General features: G+C 66.2%; 20 protein-coding genes. 7 read left to right on the top strand and 13 right to left on the bottom strand.

From position 1 onward, the window contains the following. Nucleotides 1-19: 19 nt before the first annotated feature. From H9K76_RS22550 to H9K76_RS22535, 4 genes are read right to left on the bottom strand one after another with little or no spacing between them, the layout of a single operon-like run. Nucleotides 20-1,183 (bottom strand): acyl-CoA dehydrogenase family protein, encoded by a 1,164-nt coding sequence (locus H9K76_RS22550; RefSeq protein ID WP_187597472.1) that lies wholly within the window; start codon nucleotides 1,181-1,183, stop codon nucleotides 20-22. A gap of 1 nt (nucleotide 1,184) precedes the next feature. Beyond that, nucleotides 1,185-2,045 (bottom strand): enoyl-CoA hydratase family protein, encoded by an 861-nt coding sequence (locus tag H9K76_RS22545; protein ID WP_187597471.1) that lies wholly within the window; start codon nucleotides 2,043-2,045, stop codon nucleotides 1,185-1,187. 34 nt (nucleotides 2,046-2,079) lie between these two features. Continuing rightward, entirely contained in the window at nucleotides 2,080-2,871 is a 792-nt protein-coding gene (locus H9K76_RS22540) for an SDR family NAD(P)-dependent oxidoreductase (protein ID WP_187597470.1), read from the bottom strand. Nucleotides 2,872-2,880: 9 nt separating this feature from the next. Continuing rightward, nucleotides 2,881-5,232, bottom strand: coding sequence for a bifunctional salicylyl-CoA 5-hydroxylase/oxidoreductase (locus tag H9K76_RS22535; RefSeq protein ID WP_187597469.1), 2,352 nt, complete (start codon nucleotides 5,230-5,232; stop codon nucleotides 2,881-2,883). A 141-nt stretch (nucleotides 5,233-5,373) separates the two neighbouring features. Between H9K76_RS22535 and H9K76_RS22530 the strand changes: the two genes are divergently transcribed. Next, nucleotides 5,374-5,904: a MarR family winged helix-turn-helix transcriptional regulator gene (locus tag H9K76_RS22530; protein WP_187597468.1), complete on the top strand. Its 531-nt coding sequence runs from the start codon at nucleotides 5,374-5,376 to the stop codon at nucleotides 5,902-5,904. Between the two features lie 188 nt (nucleotides 5,905-6,092). Next, nucleotides 6,093-6,485, top strand: coding sequence for a hypothetical protein (locus H9K76_RS22525; protein WP_187597467.1), 393 nt, complete (start codon nucleotides 6,093-6,095; stop codon nucleotides 6,483-6,485). 37 nt (nucleotides 6,486-6,522) lie between these two features. On the opposite strand, the gene H9K76_RS22520 is transcribed toward H9K76_RS22525, so the two are convergent. Beyond that, nucleotides 6,523-7,002 carry a universal stress protein gene (locus tag H9K76_RS22520; protein WP_187597466.1) on the bottom strand — a complete coding sequence of 160 codons (480 nt, stop codon included), beginning with the start codon at nucleotides 7,000-7,002 and terminating at the stop codon, nucleotides 6,523-6,525. Between the two features lie 100 nt (nucleotides 7,003-7,102). Here H9K76_RS22520 and tgt point away from each other — a divergent pair, with 100 nt between their 5' ends. Together tgt and H9K76_RS22510 are read left to right on the top strand one after the other, a co-directional pair. Further along, complete coding sequence (gene tgt / locus H9K76_RS22515; RefSeq protein ID WP_187597465.1) at nucleotides 7,103-8,275, top strand: tRNA guanosine(34) transglycosylase Tgt; 1,173 nt, start codon at nucleotides 7,103-7,105, stop codon at nucleotides 8,273-8,275. A 232-nt stretch (nucleotides 8,276-8,507) separates the two neighbouring features. Beyond that, nucleotides 8,508-9,947, top strand: a complete 1,440-nt coding sequence (locus tag H9K76_RS22510; RefSeq protein WP_187597464.1) for a GGDEF domain-containing protein — start codon at nucleotides 8,508-8,510, stop codon at nucleotides 9,945-9,947. A 42-nt stretch (nucleotides 9,948-9,989) separates the two neighbouring features. On the opposite strand, the gene H9K76_RS22505 is transcribed toward H9K76_RS22510, so the two are convergent. The 5 genes from H9K76_RS22505 to H9K76_RS22485 all read right to left on the bottom strand — a co-directional run bounded on the left by H9K76_RS22505 (nucleotide 9,990) and on the right by H9K76_RS22485 (nucleotide 14,863). Then, nucleotides 9,990-10,802, bottom strand: a complete 813-nt coding sequence (locus H9K76_RS22505) for a DUF2145 domain-containing protein (RefSeq protein ID WP_187597463.1) — start codon at nucleotides 10,800-10,802, stop codon at nucleotides 9,990-9,992. Between the two features lie 19 nt (nucleotides 10,803-10,821). Beyond that, nucleotides 10,822-11,286 (bottom strand): hypothetical protein, encoded by a 465-nt coding sequence (locus tag H9K76_RS22500; protein WP_187597462.1) that lies wholly within the window; start codon nucleotides 11,284-11,286, stop codon nucleotides 10,822-10,824. An 80-nt stretch (nucleotides 11,287-11,366) separates the two neighbouring features. Beyond that, nucleotides 11,367-11,849, bottom strand: coding sequence for a YiaA/YiaB family inner membrane protein (locus tag H9K76_RS22495; RefSeq protein ID WP_187597461.1), 483 nt, complete (start codon nucleotides 11,847-11,849; stop codon nucleotides 11,367-11,369). Between the two features lie 151 nt (nucleotides 11,850-12,000). Then, a complete protein-coding gene (locus H9K76_RS22490; RefSeq protein ID WP_187597460.1) occupies nucleotides 12,001-13,947 on the bottom strand; it encodes an MFS transporter in 1,947 nt (648 codons plus the stop codon). A 109-nt stretch (nucleotides 13,948-14,056) separates the two neighbouring features. Then, the gene (locus tag H9K76_RS22485; RefSeq protein WP_187597459.1) at nucleotides 14,057-14,863 is read right to left on the bottom strand and encodes a hypothetical protein; all 807 of its coding nucleotides are present in this window, start codon (nucleotides 14,861-14,863) and stop codon (nucleotides 14,057-14,059) included. Nucleotides 14,864-14,984: 121 nt separating this feature from the next. Between H9K76_RS22485 and H9K76_RS22480 the strand changes: the two genes are divergently transcribed. Further along, complete coding sequence (locus H9K76_RS22480) at nucleotides 14,985-15,737, top strand: helix-turn-helix domain-containing protein (protein WP_187597458.1); 753 nt, start codon at nucleotides 14,985-14,987, stop codon at nucleotides 15,735-15,737. 141 nt (nucleotides 15,738-15,878) lie between these two features. Continuing rightward, entirely contained in the window at nucleotides 15,879-16,298 is a 420-nt protein-coding gene (locus H9K76_RS22475) for a YXWGXW repeat-containing protein (protein WP_187597457.1), read from the top strand. Between the two features lie 37 nt (nucleotides 16,299-16,335). Here the strand turns inward: H9K76_RS22475 and H9K76_RS22470 are convergent, their stop codons facing one another. Both H9K76_RS22470 and H9K76_RS22465 read right to left on the bottom strand, forming a co-directional pair. Continuing rightward, entirely contained in the window at nucleotides 16,336-17,634 is a 1,299-nt protein-coding gene (locus H9K76_RS22470) for an FIST signal transduction protein (RefSeq protein ID WP_187597456.1), read from the bottom strand. A 28-nt stretch (nucleotides 17,635-17,662) separates the two neighbouring features. Then, a complete protein-coding gene (locus tag H9K76_RS22465; protein ID WP_187597455.1) occupies nucleotides 17,663-18,505 on the bottom strand; it encodes a PhaM family polyhydroxyalkanoate granule multifunctional regulatory protein in 843 nt (280 codons plus the stop codon). A 254-nt stretch (nucleotides 18,506-18,759) separates the two neighbouring features. Here H9K76_RS22465 and H9K76_RS22460 point away from each other — a divergent pair, with 254 nt between their 5' ends. Continuing rightward, nucleotides 18,760-19,194, top strand: coding sequence for an HU family DNA-binding protein (locus H9K76_RS22460; protein WP_187597454.1), 435 nt, complete (start codon nucleotides 18,760-18,762; stop codon nucleotides 19,192-19,194). Nucleotides 19,195-19,308: 114 nt separating this feature from the next. Here the strand turns inward: H9K76_RS22460 and H9K76_RS22455 are convergent, their stop codons facing one another. After that, the gene (locus tag H9K76_RS22455) at nucleotides 19,309-20,067 is read right to left on the bottom strand and encodes a tyrosine-protein phosphatase (RefSeq protein WP_187597453.1); all 759 of its coding nucleotides are present in this window, start codon (nucleotides 20,065-20,067) and stop codon (nucleotides 19,309-19,311) included. Between the last annotated feature and the right edge of the window lie 115 nt (nucleotides 20,068-20,182).

The raw sequence follows: 20,182 nt of genomic DNA, 5'->3' as shown, positions 1-20,182 counted from the left end.
GCGGACTGGTGAAACGACGTCAATGCGCCTGCTTGAGCAGTTCGCGCGCGATGATGAGTTGCTGCACCTCGGTGGCGCCCTCGTAAATCCGCAGTGCGCGGATCTCCCGGTACAGGCGCTCCACCGGCTGCTCGCTCACGACTCCCATGCCGCCCCACATCTGTACCGCGGCATCGATCACCTGCTGCGCGTTCTCGGTGGCGGTCATCTTGGCCATGGCCGCCTCGCGCGTCACGTTCCCGCCCTGGTCGCGCTGCCATGCGGCGCGGTAGGTGAGCAGCGCGGCGCTGTCGATCTGCGTGGCCATCTGCGCAAGCTTGGCCTGCGTGAGCTGGAAGTCGGCCAGCACACCGCTGAACATCCTGCGCGTGGTCGCACGGTGCAGCGCCTCATCGAGCGCCCTGCGAGCGAAGCCCAGCGCCGCAGCAGCCACGGAGGTGCGGAACACGTCGAGCGTGCGCATCGCCACCTTGAAGCCTTCACCGCCCGCGCCCACGCGCTGCGATACCGGCACGCGGCAGTCGGTGAACCTCAGGCGGGCCAGCGGATGTGGCGCAATCACGTCGATGCGCTCCGCGATCTCGAATCCCGGTGTGCCCGCATCGACGATCAGCGCCGTGATGCCACGCGCGCCGGGGGCCTCGCCGGTGCGCACGAAGACCACGTAGACGTCGGCGATGCCGCCGTTGGAGATCCAGGTCTTTTCGCCGTTGATGACGTAGTGGTCTCCGTCCAGCACCGCGCTGCACGACATGGCCGCCACATCCGATCCCGCATCGGGCTCCGAGAGCGCGAAGGCCGAGATCGCCTCGCCCTTCGCCACGCGGGTGAGATAGCGCTGCTTCTGTGCATCCGTTCCCGCGAGCGAAATCGCGCCGGAGCCCAGGCCCTGCATCGCGAACGCGAAGTCCGCGAGGCCGCTGTGGCGCGCCAGCGTCTCGCGGATCAGGCAGATGGAGCGCGTGTCGATCTGCTCTCCCGCACCTCCGAAATCAGCGCCCGCCACCGCATGCCGCAGCCAGCCGGCCTCTCCCAGCTGCTTCACGAGATGACGGCATGCGGCGTCCACGTCGCTGCCGTGTTCCTGCGCGATGTTCTGCGCGGCCCACGCATCGAGTTCCCTCGCCAGAAGCGCATGGCGCGGCTCGAAGAACGGCCATTGCAGATAGCTTTGATCGGCCATGTCAATTTCCTTTGAATACAGGTTTCTGCTTGGCGACAAACGCGTGGTAGGCACGCGAGAAATCCTCGGTCAGCATGCAGATCGCCTGCGCCTGTGCCTCGGCCTCGATGGCCTGCTCGATGGTCATCGCCCATTCCTGGTGCAGCATGGTCTTGGTGATGCCGTTGGCAAAGCTCGGACCCGCCACCAGGTCGGCGGCGAGTTTCTGCGCATCGGCCAGCAGGGCATCCGGCTCGCACAGGCGATTGAAGAATCCCCAGCGCTCACCCTCTTCGCCGCCCAGGCTGCGGCCGGTGTAGAGCAGTTCGCTCGCGCGGCCCTGGCCGACAAGGCGCGGCAGGATGGCGCAGGCGCCCATGTCGCAACCCGCAAGGCCCACGCGGTTGAACAGGAATGCGGTCTTGCTGCGCGCCGTGCCTAGGCGCATGTCGGAGGACATCGCCATGATCGCGCCCGCGCCGGCGCACACGCCGTCGACGGCAGCGATGATCGGCTGGGGGCAGGCGCGCATCATCTTCACGAGCTCGCCCGTCATGCGCGTGAACATCAGCAGCTCGGGCACCTTGAGCTGCACGAGCGGGCCGATGATTTCATGCACGTCGCCGCCCGAGCAGAAGTTGCCGCCCGCGCCCACCACCACCACGGCGTGCACGTCGCTGGCCCATTTGAGCTGGTGGAACAGGTCGCGCAGCTCCGCGTACGACGCGAAGGTGAGCGGGTTCTTGCGGTCGGGGCGGTTGAGCGTGATGGTGGCCACGCCGTCCTTCACGTCCCACAGAAAATGCTCCGCGCCGTAACCGGCCATCGGCCTGCGGTTGCCCGCCACCAGCGCCGGGTCGATCTCATGTTGTGTGCTGCTCATGCCTGTCTCGCTTTCTTGTGTTCTGCAATGGGTTTCACATCACCTCGCCGCCGGCGACCGCGATGCTTTGCCCCGTGATGGCCGAGGCACCCGCGCCGCACAGCCAGAGCACGGCATCGGCCACCTCCTGCGGCTGAACCAATCGGCCCTGCGGGTTGCCCTTGACGAATTCGGCGCGCGCCTGTTCCTCGGTGCGACCGGTCTTCTGCACCACGCGCGCAATGCTGTCGCGCACTATGTCGGTCTCGGTGTAGCCGGGGCAGACAGCGTTCACGGTGATGCCCTTGTGAGCCAGCTCCAGGGCCAGCGAGCGCGTGAGGCCGATCACGCCGTGCTTGGCTGCGCAGTAGGCCGACACATAGCCGTAGCCCTTCAGCCCCGCCGTGCTCGCCACGTTCACAATGCGGCCGGTGCCAAGTTCCAGCATGCCGGGCAGCGCCTGCTGGATGCACAGCATCGTGCCGGTGAGATTCACCGCGAGCATTGCGCTCCAGGTGCTTGCATCCATCTTCATGAAAGGGACGCTCGCTGCCTGACCCGCGTTGTTCACGAGGATCTGCACGGCACCAAAGCGCTGCGTCGCGGCATCGAAGGCGGCCTGCACCTGGTCGGCATTCGACACGTCCGCCTGCACGGCCTGGCACCGCTCGGGGAATGCCTGCACCAGCGCGTCGAGCGGCTCCCGCCTTCTGCCCAGCACCGTGACGCGCGCGCCCTGCGCGAGCAACTGGCATGCGATCGCCTCGCCAATGCCCTGCCCCGCGCCGGTCACCAGCGCATGCTGGTTGCCAAGGGGTGCGCGAAGGGGTGCGTGTAGTTCATTCATGGGCATTCCTCAGTGCGCGCCGGCGGCAGTGGCCGCCGCCTGCTGCGCCTTCTCGCGCTCGAACAGCGTTTCCATCTGGCGCTTGCCCTGGAAATACGGCCTGGGCCAGGCGATCTGCGTGTAGCCGATCTTGGCCGCCTCGGTGAGCGTCCATGCGGGATTCGCAAGATGCGGGCGGGCGACGGCGCACAGGTCGGCACGGCCGGCGGCGATGATGCTGTTGGCATGGTCGGCCTCGCTGATGGCTCCCACGGCCATGGTGGCGATGCCGGCCTCCTGGCGGATACGGTCGGCGAACGGCGTCTGGAACATGCGGCCGAATACGGGCTTTTCCTGCTTGCTGACCTGGCCCGATGAGCAATCGATCAGGTCGGCGCCCGCATCCTTGAACGCCTTGGCGATCAGCACCGCGTCATCCGGCGTGATGCCGCCCGGAACCCAATCGTGCGCGGAGATCCGTACCGACATGGGGCGATCCTCGGGCCACACGGCGCGCACGGCGTGGAAGACCTCGAGCGGATAGCGCAGGCGGTTGTCGAGGCTGCCGCCATATTCATCGGTACGGTGGTTGGTCAGCGGCGAGATGAAGGCGGACAGCAGGTAGCCGTGCGCGCAGTGCAGTTCGAGCCAGTCCGCGCCGATGTCGGCCGCCATGCGGGCGCCATCGACGAATTGCTGCTTCACGAGATCCATGTCGGCGCGCGTCATGGCCTTCGATGTCTGGCTCACACCTTCCAGGTATTGCTGCTCCGACGCCGCCATGATGGGCCAGTTGCCTTCGGTGAGCGGCAGGTCCGTGCCGTCCCACGCAAGGCGTGTCGAGGCCTTCGCTCCCGCATGGCCGATCTGCATCGCGAACTTGGCGTCGGTGTGCGCGTGGATCCAGTCCGCAATGCGCTTCCATGCGGCCTTCTGTTCCTGCGAATAGGTTCCCGGGCAGCCGGGCGTGATGCGGCCCTCGGGGCTCACGCAGGCCATCTCGGCAAACACCAGCCCCGCGCCGCCCATGGCGCGTGCGCCGAGGTGCACGAGGTGGTAGTCGCCCGGCACGCCATCGACGGCGGAATACTGCGCCATCGGCGAGACGACGATACGGTTCTTGAGCGTCAGGCCGCGCAGCGTGTAGGGCAGGAACATCGGCGGCGGCGCCTTGCCGCCGTCCTGCACGGGAACGCCGTTTTCCTCGGCCAGCCATTTCTCGTAGCCACCGAGCCAGCCCGCATCGCGCAGCCGCAGGTTCTCATGGCTGATGCGCTGGCTGCGCGTGAGCATGGAGTACATGAACTGCTCGGGCGCCAGCTGGTCGCAGTAGCGCCTGCCGCAGACCTCGAACCACTCCATCGCGTTCCACGCGGCGTTCTGGATGCGCAGCGTCTCCACGCGCCGCGCCTCCTGGTAGGCGGCAAGCACTTCGGGGATCTGCGCCTTGCCGGCCACCGCGCCGTGCAGCTTGAACTGGCGCGCAAGCTCGATGGCATCCTCGATCGCAAGCTTGGTGCCCGAGCCGATCGCGAAATGCGCCGTGTGCACCGCGTCACCCATCAGCACCACGTAGCTGTCCCGGGGGTTCCTGAGCCACCACTGCTCGCACACCACGCGCTGGAAGTTGATCCACGCGCTGCCGCGCAGATGGCGCGCATTGGTCATGAGCTTCGCGCCCTGCAGGTTGTCCGCGAAGATCTTCTCGCAGAAGGCGATGGATTGTTCCTGATCGGCCTGGTCAAGGCCGCTCGCCTTCCAGGTTTCCTCGGTGGTCTCGACGATGAAGGTCGACGTGTTGTCGTCGAACTTGTAGATGTGCGCCTGGAACCAGCCGTGCTCGGTGCGCACGAAGTCGAAGGTGAAGGCCTCGTAGACCTTGTGCGTTCCAAGCCAGATGAATCGGTTGGGACGCGTGACGATGTCGGGCTTGAACACGCTCTGGTACTTGGTGCGGATGCGCGAGTTCACGCCGTCGCTGGCGATGATGAGGTCGGCATCGGCGTAGTCCTCGTCGGACTGCACGTCGGTCTCGAACACCAGCTTCACGTCCAGCGCCTCGCAGCGCGCCTGCAGGATGTTGAGCAGGTGCTTTCTGCCGATGCCCACGAAGCCGTGGCCGCCCGAGCGGATGGTCCGTCCCTTGAACAGCAGCTCGATGTCGTCCCAGTGGTTGAACGCCTTCTCGATCTGCGCGGCCGTGACCGGATCCCATTCGCGCATGTTGTCCATGGTCGCGTCGGAGAACACCACGCCCCAGCCGAAGGTGTCGTAGGGCTTGTTGCGCTCGACCACGACGACCTCGTGATCAGGGTTCTGCTGCTTCATCAGCAGCGCGAAATACAGGCCGGCGGGTCCTCCGCCGATACAGACGATTTTCATGGCAACGGTCCGTGCAGCAAATTGCTTTAGAACTAAATTATTTAGTTTTCAATGATTTGCTAGAATCCGAAAAAACCCTGAGAGACCGCGAAGCCGCATTGGCAATTTGCATTTCCCTCCTCCATCGAACGTCCTCCGACCATGGCCCTATCCCCACGCGACACTCCCGCACCCGCCATCGCCGATCGCCCGGGCCGCGAGGCCGGCCTGTCGCATGACGACCACCAGGCCGTGCGCCTGTGGCTGCGGCTGCTCACCTGCAGCACGCAGATCGAGCAGACGATCCGCAGCCATCTGCAGGCGCAATTCGGCACCACGCTCTCGCGCTTCGACTACCTCGCTCAGCTCAGCAGGTTTCCCGAGGGCCTGCGCATGAAGACACTGTCGGAATACCTGATGGTGACCGGAGGCAATGTCACGGGCCTGACCGATCAGCTCGTCGCCGAAGGCTGGGTGGAGCGCGTGGCCGACCCGAATGACCGGCGCTCGATGATCGTGCGGCTCACCCCCCAGGGCGTGCGCCAGTTCGACACCATGGCCGCGGAGCACGAGAAGTGGCTGGAGCAGTTATTCGCGCCGCTGGGTGCGGCCGGTGCGCGCGAGCTCTATGCGCAGCTCGGCCAGTTGCGCGAGGTGCTCGACCGCGCCACGGACCAGGGCAGCGGCGCCTGACGCCGGTACCTGACACTTTGCCGGCCGGCCGCTTGCCAACGGCCGTGCATCGCTACACAATGCGTAGCGTTTCTCGCGCTGGTACAGGCGTTATGGATAGAGGAAGCAGGGCCGCCGCAGGCTGGCCGCAGGATGACGCCTTTCGGCGCACAACTGTCGCTACTTCTCTCAGCCCGGAGGATTCCGCCATGGATCTGCAGTACCAGCTCAAGGCCGGCAGCTACTATCTCTACGATCTGCGCGACGAGCCCAGCGCCGTCACCGGCGAGCGCCGCTACCGTCTCCAGACCGACACCGTCGCGGTGGCATTCAACCGCAGCACCGGAGAGATCCACGAACACGGAGCTCCCGCACGGATCCAGTCCTGGGCGGCCCACACACGCCGGCGCCTGCGCGCGGCGGGCGAGTTCGACCGTGCCAACGACCTCGTGGTGGTCTCGGGCCCCTGGCCCGTGGACGAACTCAACAAATGCCTGTGGAGCCGCATCTACTGCCGCCGGACCTTCCAGCGCATCGGCAGCCTGCCGCACGGCAAGTTCCAGCGCGGCTTCCACGACGAGGGCATGCGCAAGGCCGCCTGATCCCGGGTGATGGCCGCGTGACGTACCGCGTACGGTCTCAGGCCTGCGTGTCCTGGGCGTCCTCATCCATCTCGTCGGCCTCCGATGCTTCGCGGTGCTTGACGACCAGCACGGGCAAGGTGCTGTGCTGCACCACCGCCAGCGACACCGACCCCATCACCGCGGCCCGCATGGCGCCGAGCCCGCGGGCTCCCATGACGATGAAGTCGCATCCCTGCGACTCGGCCAGATCGCACAGTGCCGATGCGGGAGACCCCAGCACGATCTCGGTCTCGAACGGCACGCTGGCCTCGCGCACCAGGCGCTCCGCGGGCCGCGTGAGGTGCTTGCCGGCCTCGACGGCGGCCTCCGCGATCGCATCGGCGCCCTGTGTGGCGAGCTCGAGAAACGATGCCTCCTCCTGCACGTGGCCGAGCACCAGCACGGCCTTCAGCCCTTCGCCCACGAGCGTCAAGGCATGACGCACGGCGTCCAGCGCCAACTCCGAACCATCCACTGCCACAAGAATTCGTACCATGTCGTTTCCCTTCACCATGGGTTGTCAGTGCCCCCAGTGTAGGCGTCCAAATACGCTTGCGAAAGATCCTGTATTCGCAGTCTGGGACAATCGGGGCATCATGCTGCAGTTCGAACTCCTCAAAACCGACCCGACAAGCCACGCCCGCCGAGCCCGCCTCACACTCAACCACGGCGTCGTCCAGACCCCCATCTTCATGCCCGTGGGCACCTACGGCACCGTCAAGGGCGTCATGCCGCGCAGCCTCGAGGAGATGGGAGCCCAGATCATCCTCGGCAACACCTTCCACCTGTGGATGCGCCCCGGCCTGGACATCATGCAGAGCTTCGGCGGCCTGCACGGCTTCGAGAAGTGGAACAAGCCCATCCTCACCGACTCGGGCGGTTTCCAGGTCTGGAGCCTCGGCGCGATGCGCAAGATCACCGAGGAAGGCGTGCATTTCCAGAGCCCGGTGAACGGCGACAAGCTGTTCATGTCGCCCGAAGTGAGCATGCAGATCCAGACGATCCTGAACTCGGACATCGTCATGCAGCTCGACGAGTGCACGCCCTACGAGACCAACGGCCACAAGACCACCGAGGCCGAGGCGCGCAAGTCCATGGAGATGAGCCGCCGCTGGGCCAGGCGCTCCAAGGACGAATTCGAGCGCCTGGAAAATCCCAATGCGCTGTTCGGCATCGTGCAGGGCGGCATGTTCAAGAACCTGCGCGAGGAGTCGCTCGCGGCGCTGGTGGAGATGGACTTCCCCGGCTACGCCGTCGGCGGCGTCTCGGTCGGCGAGCCCAAGGACGAGATGCTGGACATCATGGCCCACACACCGCACCTGCTGCCGGCCCACAAGCCGCGCTACCTGATGGGCGTGGGCACGCCCGAGGACCTGGTGCAGGGCGTGGCCGACGGCGTGGACATGTTCGACTGCGTCATGCCCACGCGCAATGCGCGCAACGGCACGATCTTCACGCGCCATGGCGACCTGAAGATCCGCAACGCGCGCCACAAGACCGACCACCGGCCCATCGACACCACCTGCACCTGCCATGCCTGCGCCGGCACGAGCGGCGTGAGCTGGGATGACGGCGGCCGCGAAGGCTTCTCGCGGGCGTACCTGCACCATCTGGATCGCTGCGGCGAAATGCTCGGCCCGATGCTGACGACCATCCACAACCTTCACTACTACCTGAACCTGATGAGCGAGATCCGCGCCTCGCTCGAGGCCGGCACCTTCTCCCAGTTCCGGGCACAGTTCAAGACCGATCGTGCCCGTGGGGTGTGATCCCGGATTCCCCCGTCGATTCTTCTCCGAAAGGGCTCGATGCGTCGGGCCTTTTTTTTCGTCCCGTGTTTCGGCTCAGGGGCCGCTCCCCGCTCTGCCGGCCCTCTTGGAGCGCCATGCCATCAGCACCTCCTGAAAACCCTCGATCGGCATCCTTGACATGGGTTTTGCGGGCAAGCCGTTGTAAGCTATGAAGCAACCACCTTCGTTGTGATTCCACGCTGCCATGGACATGCCCGACCTCCATTCCAAGCCCCCCTCGGCACCGTTGGCGCAATCCGAGGCGTATGCTGCCGCGGCCCTGGGCATCGCGGTCTTCATCGCCTGCGTGATCGGCACGCTGAGCCGCCCGGTCGAATTCCTGGCCTCGTTCTGGCCGGCGAACGCCCTGATGCTGGGCCTGCTGCTGCGCCGCCCCAGCCTGGGATACCACCGCGGCACATGGCTGTGGGGCGGCGGGGCCTTCGTCTCGTCCTCGCTGCTGATGGGCGACGGCATGGCGGCCGCCTTCCTGCTGTCGCTGGCGAATCTGGCGGGCGTCCTGGCCGGCTGGGTCTTCCTCAAGCGCCTTGATCGCGACACGGTGATGCTGCGCGGCACGCTCTCCGCGCTGTACCTGCTGTGCGGCTGCATCGTGTCCTCCCTGGGCGAGGCGCTGCTCGGCGGCATGGCGACACCGTATCTCTTCGGCGGCTCCATGGTCAAGGCCATCGTGATGTGGTTCACCGGCGCACTGATCTGCAACATGCTGATGCTGCCCGTGGTGCTGAGCGCGCCATCATTCGAGGCCATCCGGCGTGCACGCCCGGGCTCCTGGCTCGGGTATCGCGGCCTGCTGCATCTTCTGCCGCTGGCTGCACTGGTCACCAGCGAGGTGGCGGCCGTGCTGCTGGGCGGCCCCGGCTCGCTCGTCTTCGGCGTTCCCGCGCTGATCTGGTGCGCGTTGCGCTACTCGCTGTTCTCCACGGCGCTGCTGTGCCTCGCCGTGGGCATCACCAAGCTGTACACCGCCTCGCTCGGCCTCATCATCTACACGCCCGACCACATGCTGGATGCCGTCTCGCTGCGCCTGGGCATCACGCTGCTGTCGCTGGGGCCCCTGGCGGTGGCCAGCTTCCAGGCCGTACGCAACGAGCTGCTGGACAAGCTGAACTATGCCGCACGCCACGACGCGCTCACCGGGGTGCTGGGCCGCAACACCTTCCTCGAGCAATGCGCCCACTGGCTCCAGCGCCTGGCGAGCGAGCGGCGGCCGGCCGCCGTGCTGATGATCGACCTGGACAACTTCAAGAGCGTCAACGACACCTACGGACATGCCGCCGGGGACGAACTGCTGCGCGGCTTCACCCGGCTCGTGCAGCAGCAGCTCGGGCCCGCCGACCTGCTGGGCCGCATGGGCGGCGAGGAATTCGCGGTGCTGCTGCCCAACGTCTCGCACGCCGAGGCCCGCGAGGTGGCCGAGCGCCTCTGCGAGGCCACGCGCCGCGAGCTCTTCACCTTCAGCGACGACCTGCAGCTGCACATCACGGCCAGCATCGGCATGGTGCACCAGAATGCGCCGCCCGGCCACGAGCGCATCGAGCAATGGCTCAAGGAGGCCGACTACGCCCTGTACGAGGCCAAGGGAACGGGTCGCAACCGCGTGGTGACCCGCGCCTTCGCCGCCGCCTGACCACGGCGGCAAGGCGCACCGGCGACACACGGGCCAAGAGGATCAGTTCATGCGGATCTGCTGCGCGGGCCCGGCCAGCTGCGCGCGCGGCATCCATTCGATCACCGAGTCCACCGTCACCGTCTCGATCCGGTCGGCGAAGCGCTTCTCGTTGGGGTGATCGTCGAACGCGATGTTGGCCGCCGTCATGCGGCCGCCCAGGCGCGTGAGCGCTCCGACCTTCAGCACCGACGGCTCATAGCCCTTGAACTTGAGCCAGGCCTGCGCCTGCTCGCGGTTGCGCACGCCGGGCTCCATGGCCTCGGCCAGTGTCTCCAGCGCCCACTGGTTGGACTGCTGGTACTTGGTTCCCCACACGTAGCTGACCATGCTGTAGGAGCGCTCGTGCAGCGCCGTCAGCTTGCCGCGGTCGCCAAGCACCGCCAGCAGGCGCTCCTGCACCTCGGGCGTGGGCACCATCCAGACGGCCTCGTAGCGGAAGAGATCGTCCAGGAAGAATTCCCCCAGGCCCTGGCGGTACAGGTGCGACACCGCCGTGCCGCATTCGTTGAGCTTGTGGTCGACGCGCCAGGCTCCTTCGGGCGTCTTGTAGGCCCAGCCGAAGTGCGAGTAGCGCAGGCGGTACTTGCCCAGGTCCTGCCCCGCGCGGCCCAGCAGCACCACCTTGGCGCCGCTCGCATCCAGCACCTTGGCGGTCTGCGCGGCCAGCGCCATGCCCTGCTTCACGGTCTGCACGTTGGGAGGCTTCTGCTCGCAGGAGCGGCCCGCATGGGCCGCGCCCGTCGCGGCGAGGGCCGTCGCCGCAAGGGCGAGCAGCAGGGATGCCTTCGATACCTTCGATGTCTTCGTCGTCATGGCGTTGCGCTCCCGGGGATCACAGACGTTCGTTGTAGAGCAGCGCCTGGCCGATCGCATCGGGGATGAAGGCGATCACCGCGCCGGCCACGGACAGCACCACGCCGCCGGTCACCAGGCTGCACTCCACGGCAGTGCCCACGCCGTGCACCACGGCACGCGAGCCCTTGCCGGCCACTTCGATGCTGGCCTGCGCGCCGTCCGATGCACGCTCCAGCAGATAGACGGTGCCGATCGCGGAAGCCTCCACGGCCTTCACCACCAGCGTGGCGCCACCGACCGACAGCGCCACCGGAATCGCCACCACCGCACCAGCGGCCGCGCCACTGGCGCCGACACCGACGATGACGGATGCCACGGGCATCATCGAGAGCGCCAGCGAGGCATCGCTCTGCGCCCGTGCCTGGACCGGCAGGGCCGCGGCAGCCAGAACACCGGCCGCCAGCGTGAATCGGGCAAGCACTTGACGAATGGAGGTACGCATTTCTTTTCTCCCGAAGCAGCGCGTCGATCGCGCTGCAGTTTCAAATAATCGACTCGAGGGTGAAGGAGGTCAGGCCTGGATCATTCCGGCTGCACCGCTGCCGTCTGGGTGGCCTCGCGGCGCATCTGGATACGGGCCTCGGCCACATCGGCTTCCTGGCGGTCGCGCAGCATCTTGGCCAGCGTGAACGCGGTGGTGATCAGGTAGAGCCAGCTCACGCCAAGGTAGGCCTTGTAGGTGACGTTGATCTCCATGTTCAGCAGACCCCAGCCCGTCAGGCCCATGGCGATCGCGAAGCCGCCCCACACCACGAGACGCCACATCGGTGTATCGCCTGCATCGCGGCGCTGCGCGCTTTCGCGGTCCCGCACGAACTTCGCCAGAACGAAGGTGGCGGAAAGGCAGAACACATATCCCATCACCATGAACACCTGCTCCAGCGGCTGGCCCGGCAGATAGGCGAGACCGGTGGCGCAGAGGAAAGCCGCAATGCCGAACGAAACCCAGACCTGAATTTGCCATGCACGTGTATCACGCTGGACGATGATGGAGTTGGAAGCCATGTCAGTGGTAGCCCGAAGGCTGGTTGTTGAACACGGAACGGATGATGCTCCCGCGCCCCCAACCAGCATCGAATTCGATGACGAGTTTGCCATTGAACCACTTAAGGTATCGCTATTCGATACTTTTCGTGGTTCAACCCACCGGACCGCATCATGGTTCGAGCAGTGCCTGCACGCGCTCGCGCAGCAGCGCGGGCTGCACGGTCTCTGCCTTCATCGGCACGCCCACGTTCAGACCCACGCGATTGAGCATGCCGCGGCGGAACGGACGCACCATGGCTCCGCCCTGCTCGATGCGGCTGAAGAACGATCCCCACAGGTTGGTCAGCGCCATCGGCACCACGGGCGCCTCCACGCCGTCGGCCCGTGCGCGCTCGATGATCTTCATGATGCCGCCCTTGAACTCCTGCAGCGTGCCATCGCGCGTGATGCCGCCTTCGGGGAAGATGGCCAGCAGGTCGCCCTCGCGCAGCACTTTCGCAGCCTGCTCGAATGCGGCCTCGTAGGTGGCCGGGTCCTCCTTCTGCGAGGCGACGGGAATGGCCTTGGCCAGCCTGAAGATCCAGCCGAGCACCGGCACGCGGAAGATGCGGTGGTCCATGATGAAGTAGATCGGACGGGGGCTCGCGGCCATCAGCAGCACGGCGTCCACGAAACTCACGTGGTTGCATGCCAGGATCGCCGCGCCCTGCGACGGAATGTGCTCGTCGCCGCGCACCTTGAAGCGGTAGATGATGCGCGAGAGCACCCAGGCATAGAAGCGCAGCAGGTACTCGGGCACCAGCATGAAGATGTAGAACGCCACGACGGCATTCGCGATACCGGTGAACAGGAAGATCTGCGGCACCGTGAATTGGGCCGCGAGCAGCGCTCCGGCCATCACCGAACTGGCGATCATGAACAGTGCGTTCAGGATGTTGTTGGCGGCGATGATGCGTGCGCGGTGCGTGGGCTGGCTGCGCAGCTGGATCAGCGCGTACATGGGCACGCTGTACAGGCCCGCGAACAGGCTGAGCAGCAGCAGGTCGAGCATCACGCGCCAGTGGGCAGGCTCCCGCAGGAACTCGACGGCGCCCAGTGGCGACGCATAGGCCTGCAGCCCGCGCGAGGCAAAGTACAGATCGATCGCGAACACGCTCATGCCGATCGCGCCGAGCGGCACCAGGCCGATCTCCACCTGCCTGCGCGAGAGCACCTCGCACAGCAGCGAACCCACGCCGATGCCAACCGAGAACACCACGAGCAGCAGCGAGGCCACCTGCTCGTTGCCGTGAAGCACCTCCTTGGCGAAGCTCGGGAACTGGCTCAGGAACACCGCGCCGAAGAACCACATCCAGCTGATGCCGAGCAGCGAGCGGAACACCACGATGTTGCCGTGCGCAAGGCGGAGATTGCGCCAGGTCTCCGAAATCGGATTCCAGTTCACCACGAGGTGGGGATCGGTGGCGGGCGCCTTGGGAATCCATTGCGCCACCACGCGTCCAAGCACCGCGAGCGCCACACACACCACCGCCACGGCGGTATGGCCGATCTCCGGCATTGCCACCAGCAGGCCGCCCGCCACGTTGCCCAGCAGGATCGCGACGAAGGTTCCCATCTCCACCATGCCGTTGCCGCCGGTGAGCTCGCGCTCGCTCAGCGCCTGCGGCAGGTACGCGAATTTCACCGGCCCGAACAGCGTGGAATGGAGCCCCATCAGGAACACGCAGGCCAGCAGGATGGCCGCATTGCCCATGACGAAGCCTGCGGCCGCGATGAGCATCACCACGATCTCGAAGTCCTTCACGAAGCGGATGATGCGGGTCTTCTCCAGCTTGTCGGTGATCTGTCCCGCCGTTGCCGAGAACAGCAGGAACGGCAGGATGAACAGCGCCCCGATCACGAGGCCGGCCATCGCGGGCTGCAGCCATTGCACGCTGAGCTGGTAGGTGACCATCACCGTGAAGGCGAACTTGAAGAGATTGTCGTTGGCCGCGCCCGCGAACTGCGTCCAGAAGAACGGGGCAAAGCGCCGCTGCCTGAGCAGCGCGAACTGATTGGGATGCGGCTCGTGCGCGGGGGCGCCCGCAATGTCCTGCTCAACTTGCGATGGATTCATGGTGTCTTGGCTTTCCCGGTTTTGTCTTTCTTGGCGTGGGCTCGCGCAGGGCCTGGCTGGCAGCCATTGTGCACGTATCTCATGCAGGCCCTCCCTCTCCCCGATCGTGTCACAGCCACGTCGCAGAGCGCTCGCGCAGCGCCGCCAGGGCATGCAGCACCGGCAGCGCAGCCGCCGCGGCGAACAGGTGCTTGAGGCTGTGACCGGAGATGAATCCATCGCTCCAGGCGAAAACCTGCGCATCGGCCAGCTCGAAGCATTTGGCCACGGCATAGAGCGCGATCACCCACCCAAGGCGGATCTGCAGGCCACCCTCGCGGCGGCGTCGCGCCGCCAGCCACAGCAGCACCAGCATGCCGCCGCCCTGCGCCAGAGCCCAGGACAGCATGTTGCCCGAGTGCTGCCACAGCAGCACGGCCGCCACCGCGCTCGCCAGCATGGCGATGCAGGCAGGCCACGCCGCATCGTCGCCGCAGGCCTGCTGCGCCGCAAGCCCCAGCATGCCGGCGAACGGCACGCACATCGCAAGGCGATCCCAGGCCAGCGATGCGTCGTCGGGATGCCAGTGATAGAAGCTCGACCCCGCAAACGAACAGGCCAGCCCGATGAAGAAGACGGCGGCCATGGAGCGTGCCGCCCGCGTCGTTTCATGGCTCGGCAGCCGCGCCAGCAGCCCCCCGCCCGCGAGGGCTGCGACCAGGAACCCCAGGTTGCTGAGCACGTCGAGCGCATGCGGTATCGCACCCCATGCGCGCTGGTCTGCAAAGCCGTGATAACCGGCCGGCTGCGCCACGAAGGGGCCGAGCAGGGACAGCACAAGCCACAGCGCGCAGGCCGTACCGACGATGATGGCGGTGCGCCGGCGCACAACCGCGCGCCGGGAGGCCGTGCGGCGGGAAGCGAAGATGAGCTGCATGGTGTGGTGCTCCACGAAAGGATGACGATATCCCCAAGTCTGCAAACCATGGGCCCCTGCGGCATCGATTGTCTGCACCGGGCTTGGCGGGCAGCACTCACGGTATAGATAATCGATACCCATGAGCACCACCGCCGATCTCATCACCGCTCTGAAAAAAGAGCTCAAGGCCGCCCAGATGACCTATGCCGACCTGGCGGAACAGCTGGGCATGGCCGAATCCAGCATCAAGCGCATGCTGGCCAAGGGGGACATGCCCCTGTCGCGCATCGATACGATATGCCGCGCGCTGCGCATCGACTTCGCCGACCTCGCGCGGCGCGTGGCCGAGAGCCAGCCGCTGCTCAAGGAGCTCACGGCCGAACAGGAGCGCGCGGTGGTGGCCGACAAGAAGCTGCTGCTGATGGCGATCTGCGTGCTCAGCCAATGGACACTGGAGCAGATCACCACCACCTACCGCCTCACCGAGGCCGAGGGCGTGAAGTACCTGGCGCAACTCGACCGCATCGGCATCATCGAGCTGCGGCCACTCAACCGCTACCGGCTCAAGCTGGCCAAGACGTTCCGCTGGCGACCGCATGGAGCGGTGATGGACTTCTTCCGCGAGAACGCGTTGCTCGACTATTTCTCGGGCAGCTTCGATGGTCCGGGCGAGGGCATGCTGCTTGTGCATGGCTCGATCAGCCGTGCCGTGGCACCGGCCTTCAACGAGCGCCTGCAACGCATCGCGCAGGACTTCTCGCAGCAGCACCTGGCCGACCAGAAACTGCCACCGCGCGAGCTGGAGGGCTACACGCTGGTGCTGGGCATGCGCAGTTGGGAGTTCGCCGTGTTCGGGCAGATGCGCCGGACCCACGCGTCTTCGGGCAACTGACAATCCCCGCACGCACCTCACATTTGTTCACAACACTTTGCCAAGCGCTCAAGGAGCGGCCACCGCCACTTCACAAGCGCTGCGCATCATGCCCTTCATGGTGGAAGCACACAGGCCATCCACCCATGAAAGGAGCACCACATGATTCGCACCGCACCACTGATCGCCGCCGGCATGGCCGCACTGAGCCTGGGCTTCGCCACGGGCGCGGCCCACGCCGGGCCGCAGGTCAACATCCAGATCGGCTCGCCCTACCCCGTGACTGCGCAGCCTGCGCTCGTGGCCGTGCAATACCAGGCGCCGCCGCCTCCACGCTACGAACGCGTTCCCGCCCCACGCCGCGGCATGGTCTGGTCGCAAGGCCATTGGGAATGGCGTGGACACCGCCACGTGTGGGTGCCGGGCAGCTGGATTCGCGTGCGCCCCGGCTACGCCTACCACCAGCCCGGCTGGGTGCAGAACGGCAATCGCTGGCAATACCACCGCGGCGGATGGGATCGCGACGGCGACGGCGTGCCCAATCGCCATGACCGGCGTCCGAGCAATCCGTATCGGGACTGAGCGGCTGCACCGAGCCGAGCGCCCGGACTGACTCTCCCTACATCGGCTCGGCGCTGCCCAGAAACACGGTCAGCACGCCGGTGTAGCCGTACAGCGTGTGTCCGAAGATTTCCCCATTGGCAAAGAATCCCACGAGGGGAACGTCGCCCAGGCCGCGCCGCACGATCTGCAGTTCGGCGCTGGGGCCGCCGAAGAACGGCCCGCCGCGTCCTGAGCAGCTCACATACACCGCACCCAGCATGCGCCGGGAGCTGCCAGCGCCCTCGCCCGGCAGTATCTCCGCAGCCTCGTCCGCCTCATGCGCGGGCAGCACCTCCTGCACGGGCTCGAGTTCCTCGCGGATCTCGGCGCAGATACGCATCAGGTCGGATCTGGCTGCATGCTGCTGGCGCCTGCAGAAGGCCAGCATCGAGCCCGTCTCCACCATCTCCGCCAGGGCCACGCCCCTGCGCGTGGTGTCGAACCCGATGATGTCGCGCACCCGCGCCTGTGCCCCGAAATGTCCCGTGTGATGGGCAGTCGCATGCACACCGGCCTCCATCAGGCCCGCCATGGTCGCGCTCACTGCATCGATCGCCGGCTGCGGGTCGCCGTCAAGCGACACGCCCAGCGTTTCCAGCAGCACGTCGAGTGCGGGCACGCCATCGAGTTCCAGCACCAGGTTGTCCTGCGAAGCCGTCACGACGGACCAGGCACCGATCGGCTGGCATCCATGCGTGATGCGCGATATCCACTGCACGGAAGGCGCGAAGGCCACGCCGGACATACCGCCCTGAAGCACGCCGCTGTCCCGTTCACCGGGCCGGCGAGGCGCATGGACAAGGTCCCGCGCAAACTGCGCCTTCATGCCGCGGCTGGCCACCACGCCACCGAAGACATGGCCCGATGAAGTCCTGGCGGCCATCTCCCGCAGCACGTCGCCCAGGTCCGGCGTGCCGTCATCGGCATGCACCAGCGCCGTGCGGGCGAGGAAGTCATCCCGGCCAGCGCGCGGCAGCGGGGCGACACCCGAGAAGATGCGCCACTGCTCGGCCGGCACGTCGCACAGCATGATCGACAGCGCAGGCTCGTCGAAATACTCGGCATTGTTGGCGGCCACGCCGACGCCCGTCGTCCCGCTCCACGCCTTTACCTCCGGCAGTTGCTGTTCCAGGAATTCCAGCAACTGCTCGGCGCTGTCGGCATAGTGGTCGGTGATGTACACCAGCCCCAGCGCAGGCGCCCGCGCATGCGTGGGCAATGCCATCTGGGCCCTGAGCTGCGCCACCACCAGCGCTGCAGCCATGCGCCATTGGGGATGCGACGCATGACCCGAGGGAAACAGCCTGCTGGTCATCGGCGCGTCCGGGGCTGCTGATGTGGCCTCACTTGGACGATCGGGAAGACGATGTACCCGGCTTGCGCGGCGCGCTCGTCTTCTTGGCAGGCGCCTTCCTGGCGGGCGCCGCCGCCTTCGGAGCGGGCTCCTTCTTCGCCTTGCCCCCCGCGGCGGCCATGGCGCTGCGCGTCATTTCCTGCATGCCTTCCATGCTCTGCGCGGCGAATTGCGCAGCCATGTCGGAGGCCTGCCGGAATGCATCGTTGCCGGCAACCGACGCCGGTGCATTCGCCGCATGCTGCGACACGTCACGCATGGCATTGGCCGCGATGTCCTGGAATTGATGGGTCAGCGAAGTCCACCATTGCACGGGATCGACCATGCCCCCAGCACCCGGCATGAACGCCCCGGCCTGGGCCGATGGCTTGGCACCGGACTCGGCGGACTGCGCCTTGCCCCTGGCCTTGGCTGCTCCCGCCGCGTCATCCTCCGGCCGGGACGCTGGCGCTGGTGCGGGCGACGGCGCCGCAGCGCCACTGCCCGCCTTCTTCATTTGCGGACTCTGCGACATGCCCGCGCCGAACGCACCGGCAATGTCTCCCATGGCCACGTTCATGTTCTCGAGCGTGGCCAGCGTCATCTTCTGCACCTCGAGCGCCTGCACGGTCGCGGCGAGCGCGCGCGAATTCTGTTCGAGCCAGAACTGCACCGACTTGAGCTCGCCGATGCGCTTGTCCAGCTCCTCCACGCTGACCGTGGGCGCGACCCAGTTGGCCAGCCCCGGCATCGCGGAAACGCCTGACGTGGCGCTCTTCGCGAGGTTCTGCAGAAAATCGAACCCCGGAACGAAACGCCCGAAACCGAAGGGTGTGTTGTCGCTGTCGCTCATGATGTGTCTCCTCAATTTCCGTTGAACACGTCGAAGGTTTCCACGCACCCCACAGCTTAACGCCAACACGCGAGAGGCCTTGAAAACCAGTATTCACGTGGCTCTTTCGCCTCAAAACGACGGGAGAATGCAGATTTCCCGCACATTTGATCCTGCACTGTGCACACGCCTTTGAAATCTCGTCCTAGAATGCCGAGACCAGCTATTGCTGGCGAGTATTCCGTTAAGCAAACAGACAAATAACCAACTTCATCATGGCAACTGCAAAGAAAGCGAGCGCGCCCGCCAAGAAGGCCGCTCCAGCGAAAGCAAAGGCAGCTCCTGCTGCCGCAAAGAAGACCGTGGCCGCAGCGCCTGCTGCACCAGCGGCCGTGAAGCCGATCAAGGACGCGTTCAACAAGTCCACTTTGATCGCTCACCTGGCAGCCCAGAGCGCCGTCGAGCCCAAGGCCGTCAAGGCCGTGCTCGCAGCACTCGAAGGCGCCATCCTGGCATCGGTGCACAAGAAGGGCGCAGGCGAGTTCACGCTGCCAGGCCTGCTGAAGGTTGGCGTGCAGCAAGTGCCCGCCAAGAAGAAGCGCTTCGGCAAGGATCCCTTCACAGGTGAAGAGCGCTGGTTCGACGCCAAGCCCGCCACAGTGAAGATCAAGGTCCGCGCGCTCAAGAAGCTCAAGGACGCGGCAGCCTGATCGGCGCAGCATCTCAAGCAAAAAAACCGGCTTTCGAGCCGGTTTTTTTTCGTCACCACGGATGGCAACGGGCAAGGCGCCCAAGCACCCCGCCACCAGAGGTCCCGTGGCGCATCACCCCTGCACGCGTGGTTCGAGATAGAGTTGCTTGAGACGCGCGCGCTCTGCATCGCCCACCGACAGCTGATCCGAGAGATAGCGATCGAGGCCGCCGTAGTCGCCATCCACCGCATCGAGGGCCGCATCGAGAAAGTCTTCCTGCACCCGCCAGATCACATTGAGCACCTCTTCAGGTGCGCTGCCGGTCACGAGGCTCGTCGGCCGCTGGTAGAGCCCATTGGTGAGCAGGTAGTCCTCCATCACCACCGAGCGCGGAACGCCCAGCGCCATGAGGATCAGCGCTGCGGCAAAGCCCGTGCGGTCCTTGCCTGCCGTGCAGTGGAAGACCAGCGGTGCATCGTTTTCCAGCAGATGCTCGAACAGCTCCGCGTACTGCCTTGCATTGTTCGCGACGAATGCGCGGTAGGTGTCCTGCATGAGGCGCACGGCCACGGGCGCGGTCATCTCCTCGCCCGCCAGCGCCATCTCCTTGGCGCGCTGCACCACCGTGGGTTCGATGGAAAGCGCGTGGTAGCGCACGTTCGGCAGGGCGTAGGCTTGCGCTGCACGTTCGGCATCGCCGCGAAAATCCAGCGTGCGCGTCACGCCCAGGCCAGCCAGCGCCAGGGTGTCCTGCGCCGTCAGCGCAGCAAGGTGATCGGAGCGGAAGAGGCGGCGCCAGCGCACCACCCGTCCGTCCTCCCCGGCATAGCCCCCAAGGTCGCGAAAGTTCGAGGCACCGGCCAGATTGAGCGTACGTGAATATTGGTCCATGCCCACATCCTATGCCAAACCGATGAGCAGGCGATGACAGCACCTCCCACCATGAAAATGAAAAGGGCAGCCCGTTCGGCTGCCCTTTTCCCTCATCGCGCGGTGGATGGCGCGA

It is taken from the genome of Diaphorobacter ruginosibacter (assembly GCF_014395975.1).
Lineage (GTDB): Bacteria > Pseudomonadota > Gammaproteobacteria > Burkholderiales > Burkholderiaceae_C > Diaphorobacter_A > Diaphorobacter_A ruginosibacter.
This window is presented reverse-complemented; position numbering and strand designations above follow the sequence as displayed.

What these genes read in the sequence shown, in the direction of transcription:
- H9K76_RS22550 (WP_187597472.1), bottom strand. Translation starts at nt 1,183, where the DNA reads ATGGCCGATCAAAGCTATCTGCAATGGCCGTTCTTCGAGCCGCGCCAT.
- H9K76_RS22480 (WP_187597458.1), top strand. Translation starts at nt 14,985, where the DNA reads ATGAGCACCACCGCCGATCTCATCACCGCTCTGAAAAAAGAGCTCAAG.
- H9K76_RS22530 (WP_187597468.1), top strand. Translation starts at nt 5,374, where the DNA reads ATGGCCCTATCCCCACGCGACACTCCCGCACCCGCCATCGCCGATCGC.
- H9K76_RS22535 (WP_187597469.1), bottom strand. Translation starts at nt 5,232, where the DNA reads ATGAAAATCGTCTGTATCGGCGGAGGACCCGCCGGCCTGTATTTCGCG.
- tgt (WP_187597465.1), top strand. Translation starts at nt 7,103, where the DNA reads ATGCTGCAGTTCGAACTCCTCAAAACCGACCCGACAAGCCACGCCCGC.
- H9K76_RS22495 (WP_187597461.1), bottom strand. Translation starts at nt 11,849, where the DNA reads ATGGCTTCCAACTCCATCATCGTCCAGCGTGATACACGTGCATGGCAA.
- H9K76_RS22505 (WP_187597463.1), bottom strand. Translation starts at nt 10,802, where the DNA reads ATGACGACGAAGACATCGAAGGTATCGAAGGCATCCCTGCTGCTCGCC.
- H9K76_RS22470 (WP_187597456.1), bottom strand. Translation starts at nt 17,634, where the DNA reads ATGACCAGCAGGCTGTTTCCCTCGGGTCATGCGTCGCATCCCCAATGG.
- H9K76_RS22455 (WP_187597453.1), bottom strand. Translation starts at nt 20,067, where the DNA reads ATGGACCAATATTCACGTACGCTCAATCTGGCCGGTGCCTCGAACTTT.
- H9K76_RS22510 (WP_187597464.1), top strand. Translation starts at nt 8,508, where the DNA reads ATGCCCGACCTCCATTCCAAGCCCCCCTCGGCACCGTTGGCGCAATCC.
- H9K76_RS22520 (WP_187597466.1), bottom strand. Translation starts at nt 7,002, where the DNA reads ATGGTACGAATTCTTGTGGCAGTGGATGGTTCGGAGTTGGCGCTGGAC.
- H9K76_RS22460 (WP_187597454.1), top strand. Translation starts at nt 18,760, where the DNA reads ATGGCAACTGCAAAGAAAGCGAGCGCGCCCGCCAAGAAGGCCGCTCCA.
- H9K76_RS22500 (WP_187597462.1), bottom strand. Translation starts at nt 11,286, where the DNA reads ATGCGTACCTCCATTCGTCAAGTGCTTGCCCGATTCACGCTGGCGGCC.
- H9K76_RS22485 (WP_187597459.1), bottom strand. Translation starts at nt 14,863, where the DNA reads ATGCAGCTCATCTTCGCTTCCCGCCGCACGGCCTCCCGGCGCGCGGTT.
- H9K76_RS22465 (WP_187597455.1), bottom strand. Translation starts at nt 18,505, where the DNA reads ATGAGCGACAGCGACAACACACCCTTCGGTTTCGGGCGTTTCGTTCCG.
- H9K76_RS22475 (WP_187597457.1), top strand. Translation starts at nt 15,879, where the DNA reads ATGATTCGCACCGCACCACTGATCGCCGCCGGCATGGCCGCACTGAGC.
- H9K76_RS22525 (WP_187597467.1), top strand. Translation starts at nt 6,093, where the DNA reads ATGGATCTGCAGTACCAGCTCAAGGCCGGCAGCTACTATCTCTACGAT.
- H9K76_RS22545 (WP_187597471.1), bottom strand. Translation starts at nt 2,045, where the DNA reads ATGAGCAGCACACAACATGAGATCGACCCGGCGCTGGTGGCGGGCAAC.
- H9K76_RS22540 (WP_187597470.1), bottom strand. Translation starts at nt 2,871, where the DNA reads ATGAATGAACTACACGCACCCCTTCGCGCACCCCTTGGCAACCAGCAT.
- H9K76_RS22490 (WP_187597460.1), bottom strand. Translation starts at nt 13,947, where the DNA reads ATGAATCCATCGCAAGTTGAGCAGGACATTGCGGGCGCCCCCGCGCAC.